Annotated in this window: 7 protein-coding genes; all 7 read left to right on the forward strand. The window is 66.7% G+C overall.

The annotated features are described in order from the left end of the window. Nucleotides 1-40 precede the first annotated feature (40 nt). Genes HY921_02640 through HY921_02670 form a run of 7 tightly spaced genes read left to right on the forward strand, consistent with a single transcriptional unit; the run spans nt 41 to nt 11,221 of the window. A complete protein-coding gene (locus HY921_02640) occupies nt 41-1,285 on the forward strand; it encodes a hypothetical protein (protein MBI5629765.1) in 1,245 nt (414 codons plus the stop codon). Between the two features lie 9 nt (nt 1,286-1,294). After that, a complete protein-coding gene (locus HY921_02645) occupies nt 1,295-2,491 on the forward strand; it encodes a tetratricopeptide repeat protein (protein MBI5629766.1) in 1,197 nt (398 codons plus the stop codon). Nucleotides 2,492-2,495: 4 nt separating this feature from the next. Further along, nucleotides 2,496-4,988 (forward strand): DUF4932 domain-containing protein, encoded by a 2,493-nt coding sequence (locus tag HY921_02650; GenBank protein MBI5629767.1) that lies wholly within the window; start codon nt 2,496-2,498, stop codon nt 4,986-4,988. After that, nucleotides 4,964-6,868, forward strand: a complete 1,905-nt coding sequence (locus HY921_02655; GenBank protein ID MBI5629768.1) for a tetratricopeptide repeat protein — start codon at nt 4,964-4,966, stop codon at nt 6,866-6,868. Before HY921_02650 ends, HY921_02655 begins: the two co-directional genes overlap by 25 nt. Then, complete coding sequence (locus tag HY921_02660; GenBank protein ID MBI5629769.1) at nt 6,865-8,931, forward strand: tetratricopeptide repeat protein; 2,067 nt, start codon at nt 6,865-6,867, stop codon at nt 8,929-8,931. The genes HY921_02655 and HY921_02660 overlap by 4 nt, the downstream gene beginning before the upstream one ends. Then, nucleotides 8,928-9,701, forward strand: coding sequence for a hypothetical protein (locus tag HY921_02665; protein ID MBI5629770.1), 774 nt, complete (start codon nt 8,928-8,930; stop codon nt 9,699-9,701). The genes HY921_02660 and HY921_02665 overlap by 4 nt, the downstream gene beginning before the upstream one ends. After that, nucleotides 9,698-11,221 carry a hypothetical protein gene (locus tag HY921_02670; protein MBI5629771.1) on the forward strand — a complete coding sequence of 508 codons (1,524 nt, stop codon included), beginning with the start codon at nt 9,698-9,700 and terminating at the stop codon, nt 11,219-11,221. The genes HY921_02665 and HY921_02670 overlap by 4 nt, the downstream gene beginning before the upstream one ends. The last annotated feature ends 123 nt before the right edge of the window (nt 11,222-11,344 follow it).

Here is an 11,344-nt window from a genome sequence, read left to right on the forward strand (position 1 = left end):
CGGTTTGCATTGAGGAGATAGAAAATATAGCATAACGCGCATGTTGGAAATATTTATGGCCGCAAGCCTTCTCGCCGCCTCGCCCGCGGTTTCTCGGGCCCAACCCGCGGCCCAAGAGCCGGCCAATGATCATCGCCTCAAACAGCTGGATATCCTGACCTTGCAGGCCGCCCAGATGGTTTCTTCCTTGGGACAGTTCCTTGGCCAAGCGGCGGCTTCATGGGAAGAAACCAATAGGAAAAACCGACTCCAAAAAAGTCAGCCTCCGGTCGGCGCGGTTCCCGCGCCCGACCTTTGGTCCGAGGCGCGCAAAAATTTGGCCCTGGACTGCCGGGCTCGATACTCCATCTCCTTCATCCAGGAAAGCGGAGAAACCCGGCTACTGCGCAATATAGGACTCGAAAGCTATTACCTTTGCCAAGCTTTCATCAAAAAAGATCAGGGGGGCTGCAGGACCGCGTTCAAACAGGTGAAGGCAGGAGTTCCTGATTTGGAGCGGTCGTGCTCCAGCAATTGGGGTGCCCTCTCCCTGGGCCATGCAATCATTTCCAAGAATCCGGATGCCATGAGGGTTTGCCGGACCTTCATTGAAAACGATCCGATCAAGGAGACCCTGCGGGGAGCGCCTACCGCGAAGGTCTGCTCTCTCATGCTGGGACCGGACGGGCCGGAATCTTTTTGCCAGAAGCTTTCCTCCATGCTGCTCCGTCCCTTGGGGCCTCAAGATGTCAAAGCCTGCTTGACCCACCGCCGGATGACTCTAGGCTATGACAAATACTGCCGCCAGCTCGACTCCTCGCCTAAGGGCGCCGCGGATTTAAGGCTCTGCCAGGCCGTCGCGGCGTTTCGCCAAGCCCGAGAGGCGCGCGACCCTGCCTTGTGCGGGGCTCACGAGGAATGCCGGTGGATGCTGGCCCCCTCCCTGGAAAGCTGCGAGGCGGCCGCCAAAAGGGCCGAAGCGGCCTATTGCTCCGCTTGGGCGGACGAGAGCGCCATGAAGCAGCGCGCCCAATTGGAGAGCCAGCAGAGGCAGCAGGGCGTCGCGCTCCTTCAAAAGGCCCCGTCTGAGGCCGCGCAGAGGGTGGACCCTAATTCGCTGCTCATGGAGCAAGTCAAGGCCAGGCGCGCCGAGGTCGAGAATTTCCTCAGCCAAGCGCAGATGGCCTTCGAGGGCTTCGAGCCCAAGAGCTCAACTTCCTATCAGGCGCGCCGCCAGAAATTCTACCAGCAGCGCCGCCGCTGCGAGCGCTTCCTGAGGGACTTCGCGGCAAAAACCACCCGCTAAGGGGCCTAAATGACAAGGGCCGAACTGGACGGCCTTTTCAAAGAAGGCCGCCACGCCGAGGCCGTCGAGCTCCTCTCCCGCCGCTTGCGGCGGGCTCCCCAAGACGCCGCCGCCCTGGAGCGGCGAGCCGAGGCCTACCGCTGCCTGGGAGAGCACGAGAAGGCTCTCTCCGACCTGGCGGCGAGGCTGTCTTCGGAGCCGGGAAATATTCAGGCCCTCGTGGCCCGCGGGGAGGGGAAAAGACATTGCGGGGACTATCAAGGCGCCATTGACGACGCCGAGTCGGCGCTTTCCAAGGATCCCTCCGCGGCTTCCGCTTGGGTGCTTAAAAGCGAGGGAGAGCGGGGCCTGGGGCTTTGGGCGCGGGCGATCGCGAGCGCGGGCTCGGCCGCCCTCGCCGATCCGGCGTACTCCTGGGCCCTTATCGTCCGGGCTAAGGCCAAGCGCCATTCCGGCGACTGCGCCGGTGCCTTGGAGGATGTGAACGAGGCCCGGCGGATATCCCCGAATGATCCCTACGCGCGCGGCTGGAAGGCGGAGATCCTGCGCAAGCTGGGGCGCTTGGAGGAGTCCATCTCGGAGATCGACGAGGCCCTCGCCCTTCAGCCGTCGTGCGCGTGGTTCTTGGCCCTCCGGGGGGAGGCCAGGAGGGAGCTCGGCTTCAAGGCCGAGGGTCTGGCGGATTTTCTTGAGGCCGTGCGCGTGGATGGGCATCTTTCATGCGCCTATGATTTCCTCGGCGCCGAGCCCGATGCGGTGCGCCGTGACAAGTCCCTGGCCTGGGTTTACGGTTGGCGGGGGGGCTTGCGGCGCGGTCGGGAGGAATTGGACGGGGCCGCGGCGGACCTCGACCATTGTCTCGCCCTGGATCCCGCCTGCTTCTGGGCCCTGGCCTGGAAAGGGGAGCTCTTTTTGAAGCAGGGCCGGTTTCCGGAGGCCCTGGCAAGCCTCTCTTCGGCGCTCGAGCTGTTCGCGGATTTTCCGCGGGCGCGGGTCTGGAAGGGGCAGGCCCATCTCATGGCCGAGGAGCCCGAGAAGGCCTTGCCGGAATTCGACGCGGCCTTGGCCTCCAGTCCGCGGGACGCCTGGGCTCATATCGGCCGGGCCATGGTCCTCGACAAGCTGGGGCGTTCGGGGGAGGCCCAGGAGGCTCTCGGCCGGGCCAGGGAGTGCGACCCGGGGCTCTTCGCCTCCGCCGGGGTTTGAAGGCATGCCCGCCAAGACCGCGGCGCCCGTCTGCGCGGACGCCTTGCCGCTTCGGGCCGAGGCGGCCTGGAGCCTGGCCGGAGAGGGTCCCCGCGCTCTTTTTTTTGAGGCCCGCCACGAGGAGGCCCTGGCCGCTTTAAACGATGCGATCGCCCTCGACCGCCGCTCGGGGCGCCTTTACGCCTTGAGGGCGGAGGCCGAGAGGACTCCCGTGGTGGCGCAATATTCCCGCTCCCTCGAGGATCTCGAAAAAGCCGCGGAGCTCGAGCCGGGGACCGCCTGGATGCTGGGATATCATGCCAAGGCCTTGGCCCAGTCCGGCCGGTTCGCCGAGGCCCAGGAGCGCCTGGGCCAAGCCTTGAAGCTGGCGCCGGAGTATGCCTGGATTCTGGCCGAGAAGGCGCTGGTGAGCTTGGCGCAGAATCGCGTCGAGCAGGGGCTTTGCGACGCGCGGCGGGCCCAGGAGCTCAATGCCTCCTCGGCCTTGTGCCGGTTGGCCCTGGCCGCGTGCTTGCGGCGGAGCGGAGAGAATTCCCGCGCCCTCGAGGCTTTGGAGGGCGTCGTGGGTCTGACCGAGGCCGGGGAAGGACGGGCGGTGGAAGGCTGCCGCCCGCCCGACCCCGATGAGCTGCGCTTCGAGCTCTGCCGGGCCCTGGGAGACTATCGCGGCGCCGCGGCGAGCCTCGAGCGCGCCGCGCGCGCGGGCCGCCGCATTCCATGGACGCAGGACTGGGAGGGTCCGCACGCTCTTGAGCGCGGCCTCGGGGAAGTGGACCGGGCTCTGGCGGCCTGCGGGCCCGGGCCTTGGCTGCATTTTTGGAGGGGCGGGATTCTGGCCGGCCTCGGCCGCCATAAGGAGGCTTTCCGTGATTTGGAGGCGGCCCTGGGCGCGGATCCCTCTTTTTCGCGGGCCTGGGCGCTTAAGGCTTGGCTTGGCATTCTCGCGGCGCAACCCAAGAATGCCCTGCGCGACGCGGAGAAGGCCTTGGAGCTTTCTCCGGACCGGGTGTCCCGGGCCCAGCTCCTCGGCCTCAAGGCCAGGGCTTTGGCGGCCTTGGAAAACTGCAAAGAGGCCGGGGCGCAGCTCGCCAAGGCCCTGGAGCTGGCCCCCGATAACTTCGCCTACCGCCTGAACAAGGCCGAGCTGGGGCTGGCCATGGGCCGGATTACCGAGGCGGAGGAGGATTCCCGCCTGGCCTTGGACTTGAGGCCCGCCGACGCCCGGGGGCTCTTGCTGCGCTCCCAGCTGCGGCTTTTGCGCGGCAACGCAGAGGGAGCCTTGAGCGACCTCGGGCAGGCCCTGAGGGCGGATGGGGGCTTCGCCTATGAAAGGATACGCGGGCTGCGCCGGCGGATGTCGAATTCCTCGGCCGAGCGCTTGGACGCGGCGGGGTGCTGGAGGGTGGAGTTCTCGGGCCCTTTCTGCCAGCCGCCGAGACTGGAGTGGCAAAAGCCGCAGGATATTCCCTCCGGACCCTTCCGTCAAGGCCGTCCACCCCGACCCCGCCGGGGCGGGGACCTCGGACGCGCGGGCGTGGACCCGTGCGTCGAGCTGGCCGGCCTCTTGAAGCTTCTTCTCACCCGTGATCCGGCTCCCGCCGCGGTGTTCAACCGCGCCTCCTGCGACCCGTCCTTCCTGGATCGGGTGCTGGAGCGCTTTTCTCCGTTCGTGGACGAGGCCCTCCTTGAGAGCTTCAGGGGCGTGGCGGAGGCCTCCGGGAACAGGAATTTTCCCTGGCTGGGAATCACGCAGATGATGCTAGGCCTTTCCGAGCCTCCCCGGCTTGCGGTCAGGACCACCGCCTGGCACAGGGGGGAGGATTTGGAGCTCTTGCGCCGCATACGGGAATTCGTGGTCAGGTCCGATTACATGGAGTTTTTCCGGTCCTCATCGGATTTCTTCGAGTCTTGGGCGGCGCCGGCAAGGTCCGTGGTGGAGGGGGAGGCTTATTGCGACACCGTTTCGGCCTACATCGGGGTGGAGCTGGGCGCCTTCTACGACCTAGTGATTTCGACCTTGCTCAGGGACGTGGATTTGGACGCGCTGCTGGAGTTCAACGACGGCTCCCGCGGGGCCAGGAGCGTGGTCTGCCCCTTGAGCTCGGAGCCGGCCTACGAAAGAGCCTACCGCCGAGACCGCCTTCTTTGGAAGGGCTGGCACGAGCTCCTGCACCTGGCGGTGGATCATTGGAGGGGCTTCTACGAGGACGAGGTCGAGGCCCTCCACCCCCTGCACGCCCGCGTGGGGCCCGGGGCCAAGCGCAAGAGTTGGAGTGACTGCGTCTCGGAGCACATGGTCCGCGCCGCGACCCAGCGCATTCTCCTGCGGCGCCGCGGCGCCAAGGCCCAAGAGGCCCTGGCCGAGGAGGATCGCCTCAACGGCTACGTGTTCCAGGACGCGCTCGCGGCCGCCCTCGAGGAATACGAGAACAACCGGGCCCGCTATCCCACTCTCCTCGATTTTTTCCCCAAATGGCTGAAATGCTTGAGCTCGTGAGCCTGGAGGCCGAGCTCGAGGCCTTGGGCTTCGACGGCGAGGCCGAGAACGTGCGCTGCCTGGCCGAAATCCCGCGGGAGGCGGGAGGCTATGAAGAGGCCCTCTCCAAGATCGCCCGGTTCGAGGCGGATATTGGGGGATGCTCCGGAGATCTAGCGGCCCTGAAGGGCAAGGTCCTGATGTGTCTTGGACGCTTCGCCGAGGCGCGCACGGCGCTCTCCCGGGCCTCGCCCACGAAGTGGCCGGTTCATGCTTGGCTCGGGCAGTGCCTCATTCTTTCCGGAAAAATCCAAGAAGCCGCCGCCATCCTGGACCAGGCCCGCCGGCGGCGTCCGGACTACCCGTGGGTTTATTTTTTCAGAGCCTGCGTTTTCCTGGCCTCGGGAGAGCATGCCTCGGCCGAGCGCGAATCCGCGGCATTTTTAAAGACCGGGGAAAGGGCCTCGGCCCACGCCGTGAGGGCCTTGGCCCAGGCGCAGGCCGGGCGCCTGGAGGATGCGTTGGCGAGCATGGCCCGGTGCCGGCGTCTGGGCCCGGGAGAGGAATGGGCCCTGGCCTTGAGCCTCGGCCTTTGCCAGAGGACGCGGGATTTCTCGGGCGCTAGGAGGATGCTCGAGGAGGCCGCGGCCGCCAAGCCCTCGGCGTGGACTCGCGCGGAGCTCGCCAAGGTCTTTGAGACCCTCGGGATGCTGCCCCAGGCCATCGAAAACGCGGACGAGGCCGCTCGGCTTAAGCCGAGCCCGGCGCACCATGCCCTCAAGGCCCGCCTCCACGTCTGCTGGCGCGAGTACGCCCTGGCCGCCGAGGAGTACGGCCGGGCCCTGGCTCTCGATCCAGGCAACACGGCTATCCTCTTCGACCGCTCCAAGGCCTACTCCGCCGGGGGCGATTTGGCCAAGGCGCTCCAGGACGGCGAGATCTCCGCCGCCGCGAACGAAGACCCCCATTTGAAGGCTTGGCGCATCCAGCTCTTGATCCTGCTCGGCCGCGCCAGGCAAGCTCGGGCCGAGACGGCGTCTCTTCTCCGAGGAGGCAGGGCTCCGGCTCTTGACCGCGCCTTGGCCCGCTTTTGTCTCGGATACCTTGAGCTTTGCGCCGGGCGTTTCAAGAGCGCAGGGCGGGAGTTTCTCTCGGCCGAGAGGCTCGCGGAGGGCTCGGTGCTCTCCAAAAAGGCATCCTTCTATCGCGCGGCCGCCGGGGTCTTCTCGGCTCAGGGCCGGGCGCGGCCGGGCGGGGGGCTGAGCCTGATCGGCCTGGGTGTTGATCCGCCCTACACGGCGAGCTCCGAGTGCCTGCGCGAGATCCGCGCCTGCGACGTGGTCTTCAACAACGTGATGGGCGACGAGATGTTCGAGTTCCTGCGCCCCTTTTGCCGAGACTCCAGGCCCCTGGCCTACCACCAGAACGCGGACGAGGGCCGGCTCTCCGATGAGATCATGGCCGAGGTCCGCCTGGGCAAAGCGGTGGGTTTCGTGACCCGAGGCAACGCCTTGATCTACGGCCCGCTCGGCTCGGAGCTAATGGCCCGCTGCCGCCGGGCGGGCGTTTCCTGCCGCTGCCTGCCGGCGGTAAGCTCAGGAGAGCTGTTTGCCGCCAAGTTCGCGGCCGCCCGGCCCTGGAGGGCCGCTGCCGTGATGGACAGCTCGGCGGCGGGGGAGGTTCCGGACTCGGAGGGCCCGCTCACGGTGTTTCTCGACATGCGCATGTCGGGCCGCGATTACGAGGCCCTGTGCCGCAGACTCGCGGCCTCGCGCGGCCCCGAGCGCCGGTGCCTGGTTTTCGACCATGTGGTGGGGCAGGAGCCGCTGGCCTGCTCCGCGGCGGAGCTGGCCGCGATGAGGGCTCGCCTTAGCCCTTCGGCTATTTTTCACATTCCATGAGCGCGCGAGAGGTCGAGGAACTCCTGGAGTCGCTGGGCCATTCGGACGTCCTCGAGGCCCGCCAGACCCACAGCCGGGCCTCGGGCCGGGAGGACCAAAGCTACGATTGGTATTCCGGGCACGGCCTGGGACTCAAGCGCCTCTTCAATTTCCAGGCGGTGCACCGCCTGGAGTTGGCCCGGGCCTTGGACCACCTGGCGGGCGAAAGGGAGACCCCGGAGGTCCTCGCCTTGAAGGGCAGGGTTTTCCGGCTGATGGGGCGGCGCGGGGATGCCGAGGTTTTTCTCGAGCGCTCCTTGAAAGCCCGGGAAACGGCCGCGGCCGCGGCGTGGTTGGGCGAGCTCCTGTTGGCCGCCGAGCCGGGAAGGGCCCGCGTTCTTTTGGACCGGGCCTTGGTCCTCGATCCTCAATCGGCCTGGCCCCGCCTTTGGAAAGGCCTTCTTCATTTGAATGCCCTTTCCTGGGACAAGGCGCTGGACGAGCTTTTGCGCTTCCTGGAGGCCAGGCCCGGGCGCTCCTACCTCGCCCACTTCCTGAGATACCACGCCTTCCTCAAGAAAAATGACCATGCCCTCGCCTTTCAGGAGGCCGAGGCCGCAATCGCCGCGGATCCCGGGGTCCCGGCCGGCTACGATATGGCGGGCCGGGCCCGCTACTATTTGGGAGACAAGGCTGGGGCCGTGGAGTTCTTCCACCGAGCCCGCAACTGCGACCTGGAGGGGGAAGGCTCCTACCTGTTCTGCGAGTTGAACGGGCGCAAGGATTGGGGCGATCCCCAGGCCTACCTGGAGGCTCTGGACCAGGTGATCGAGAAGAGCCCCGATTCCGCGATTTATCACGCGGAAAGGGCGGAGCTTAAGCGCGATCCCAAGTTCTGCATGTACGAGGAGGCACTGGCGGACTACGAGAAGGCCGCGGTCTTGGCGCCGGACTGCGCCTGGATCCTGGCGGTGCTGGCCCGGGCCAAGAACAACTTAATGGGTGGACGCTCGGGCCTTGAGGAATTCGACCGGGCCATCGCTCTGTGCGCAGGCTCGGGCGGCTGGATCTACTCTTGGCGGGGGGCGGTTTACGCGCGCCTCGGCCTTGCCTCGCAGGCTCTGGCGGACTTCGAGCGCTGCGTGGAGCTCATGCCGTGGTACAGCTTCGCCTACGCGTGGCGTGGCGGGGTGCTCAACAAGGCCGCCAGATTCGAGGAGGCGCGCCGGGATCTCGACACGGCTGTCGCCTTGGACCCGCATTACCTATTCTCGTTCTACGAGCGCTTCCGGGCCAGGGCCGGCCTCGACGACCGCGCGGGAGCGGTGGAGGACTTGAATCACGCTTTCAGGGCCGACCCGAAATACGTCTGGCATGGGCCGGACCTCGACCGGGCGCTGGCCCGGGAGCCGGAGAACCCGTGGCTGAGGGCTTGGAAGGGGCACTCCCTTCTTCAAGATGGCGAGGCCGCGGCCGCAGTGCCCGAGCTTGACCGGGCCTTGAGCCTCGACCCCGGCAACGCGCTGGCCCTGTCTTGGCGGGGCTGGGCCAAGCGAGAGCTCGGCCTAGCCGCGGAGGCTCGGGCGGACCTGGAGCGCGCGGCGGTCCTTGAGCCCGGTCTTTGGGCTCCCCATAAAATCCTGTCCGAGATTTACGCGGCCTCCGGGGAGCTCGAGAAGGCCCTCGGCGCCATCGCCAAGGTCGTGGAGCTGGCTCCCACCACGGTTTCCCATCTGGTGCAGAAAGCCCGCATCGAGCGCGACCTGGGCTTGCCGCGGGAGGCCCTGCAGGATTTGCGCAAGGCCGTTCAGCTCGACCGGGGATTTTCCGAGGCCTTTCTCCTGATGGCCGAAATCTCCCTGTCTCTTGGAGACGCGCCGGGGGCGGCGCGGGACATCGCCAGGGTCATGGAGCTTCCGGACCCGCCCGGGCGAGCCTACCTCGTTCGGGGCCTCCTGCGCGAGGCCGCCGGGGATTGGGAGGGGCAGATCGAGGATTTCAAGAAAGCCCTGGACATGGATCCGGGTCTTTTTCCGGAGGAGGAAAGGATGAAAGTCGCCAAACTTTTGGAGGAGACCCGGTGAGCCTTCGGATTGCGCCGGGGCGTCTGTTTCTGCTGGGCCTGGGAGTGGATCCGGAGGCCCACGCCACCATGGAGGTTCTCCAGGCTTTGGGGGAGAGCTCCGTTGCCTTCGTCCAGGGCCTGGACGCGCGGCAATTGAAATATCTCGCGGGGTTCATGAAAAAGGGAGGCCGCCTCAAAGCCGTCCCGCCTTCCGGCCCGGGCGAGGCTCGGGCCGTTTCGGAGATCCTGGAACGCCTGGAGGACGGCAGGACCGCGGCCTGGGCGACCTTGGGCCATCCCTTCTATTGGGGCTCGGCGGCCGGGCGGCTGGTCGCGGAGTGCGGCAAGCGCGGCGTCGCTTGGAAGACCTTCGGCGCCATCTCTCCCGCGGGCGTGGCTCTTTCCGAGGCCGGGGAGACCTTGGGGACCACCATTTACGGAGTGCAGTCCTTCGACTACTCCTACTTGGCCGAGGGACGGGCTCAAACCAACCCGAACTGGCCCATGGTCGTGTACTTCACTCCCCCGATCGAGAGAAAGGCCTTCGAGCGCTGCGCGGCTTGGATCGCGTCTCAATATCCCGCCGCCCACCCTGTGCTGTGGTGCGGCTCTCCGTCCGGCAAGCCAGGAATCTCGCCCGTGTCGGAGTTGGGAGCAAGCTTCCGCCGCATTTCCTGCAGCGCCGTCCTCTACTTGGCGGCGCGCCAGGATGCGCGCTCCAAGGTGGGCCGGCTCGGGGCCGAGGCGCAAAACAGCCAGAAGGAGGTCCCGTCTTGGGTGAAAGAATGACGCGTGACTTGGAGCTCGAGGGGGCCATCCGGGCCTTGGGCCTGGAAGCCGCGGAGGAGGATATCCAGGCGCTGGCCGCGCAGATGCGCTCGGGCGACCTTGACGCCGCCCTTAAGACCGCGCGAACGCTTTCGGGCCCGGAAAACTGCGGCGCCCGCGTCCTCTCCTCGAAAATCCTGGGCCTCAAGGGGGACAAGGCCGCCGCCTTCAGGGAGCTGGCCGAGGCCCTGAAAAGGGAACCCGCCGCCTGGATTTTCCTCGAGAGGTCGCGCCTGCATGAGGAAATGGGCGACATCCCCCGGGCCTTGGCGGATGTCAACAGCGCGATCGCGGCCGATGGGGGGAAAGCAGAGTTTTATCTTCGCCGGGCTCATCTGCAGGTGTGTCGCCGGCATTATCATTTGGCCGTGCCCGACTTCTCCACGGCCCTGGAGCTGGAGCCCGGGAACGTTCAAGCCCTCCTGGGGAGGGGGATGGTCGAGGCCCATCGCGGGGATTTTACGGCCGCTCTCGCGGACCTGGGGCTGGCCCGCAAGGCCGCCCCCGGCGACCTGGGCGTGGCCCTCGAGGAGGCGCGCCAGCGCATAGCGGCAGGAAAGCTTTCCGGTCTTTTGAAGGAACTGGCCGCCGCCTCTGCGCGGGAAGAGGCGGCGGCGGACTTTCTCAAGGGCTGTTATTGGCTCAAGCGGCGGCGTTGCGCGCGCGCCTGTGCGGAGTTCGAGAGCGCCATGGCCCGGACCGGCGATCCGGGTTTCGGGCTGAAGGTCGGGTTCCACCTGGCCTTGGCCCGCGGGCTTCGCGCCGGCTCGGGGCCCAAGCCCGCGCCGAAAAGGGGGAGGGCCCGGCTTTACATCTGCGGCCTTGGCATCAATCCCCCGTACACTGCCAGCATCGAGACCTGGCGCGCCATCCAGGCCTGCGACTTCGTATTCAACAACCTTTCCGAACTCGAGATATCGGGTCTCCTGGGACTGCTGGCGCCCGCATGCGAGCCGACCATGTTCGACGTCCGCGGCGCCGACTACCGCTGGACTCGGGCGATATTCCGCAAAATCAAGCCCGGGATGACCGTGGGTTTCGTCACCCGCGGCCATCCCCTGGTCTGCGGAGGCCTGGCCGCAAGCCTCATCCAGGAATGCCGCGCAGTGGGAGCGGACTACCGGGTTTTCGCCGCCGTATCCTCGATGAACACCTTGGCGGCGCAGGCCCTGCCCCCCGAGGCGCAGGGCTTCGGCGGCCAGCAGGTCCTGGACTATTCCTCGATTTTCGATGAGGGCTTCCGCCTCGATCTTGCCCTGCCCGCGGTGCTTTATTTCAACGCCACGGTCCTAGAGCTGGCGCGGGAGCGCTATGACAGGTTCTGCTCCATCCTCGAGGGCTTGTACGGGGAGAGCCATCCTTGCTTTTTCTACGGCCGAAGCTTCAGCGCGGCGCCGGAGATCATGGAGCTCAGGGCCTTGAGGGAGTTCCACTCCAAGATAGACCCGAGCTATACCTTGCTGTTAGGCCCTGTCAAGTAATAATATGATCAATTTGGAGGCCCGAGCTTGAGGCGAGTTCGAGGCGCGACGAGGGAGCATAGCGGTAGCTATGTGACCGAGGAGCAACGAAGAAATCGGCCAAGCTCGGGCTTCCCCGAAGGG

Source organism: Elusimicrobiota bacterium (assembly GCA_016218575.1).
GTDB lineage: Bacteria > Elusimicrobiota > Elusimicrobia > UBA1565 > UBA9628 > JACRDN01.

Excerpts from the sequence above, each read along its gene's own strand:
- HY921_02640 (MBI5629765.1), top strand. The coding sequence starts at position 41 with ATGTTGGAAATATTTATGGCCGCAAGCCTTCTCGCCGCCTCGCCCGCG.
- HY921_02645 (MBI5629766.1), top strand. The coding sequence starts at position 1,295 with ATGACAAGGGCCGAACTGGACGGCCTTTTCAAAGAAGGCCGCCACGCC.
- HY921_02650 (MBI5629767.1), top strand. The coding sequence starts at position 2,496 with ATGCCCGCCAAGACCGCGGCGCCCGTCTGCGCGGACGCCTTGCCGCTT.
- HY921_02655 (MBI5629768.1), top strand. The coding sequence starts at position 4,964 with ATGGCTGAAATGCTTGAGCTCGTGAGCCTGGAGGCCGAGCTCGAGGCC.
- HY921_02660 (MBI5629769.1), top strand. The coding sequence starts at position 6,865 with ATGAGCGCGCGAGAGGTCGAGGAACTCCTGGAGTCGCTGGGCCATTCG.
- HY921_02670 (MBI5629771.1), top strand. The coding sequence starts at position 9,698 with ATGACGCGTGACTTGGAGCTCGAGGGGGCCATCCGGGCCTTGGGCCTG.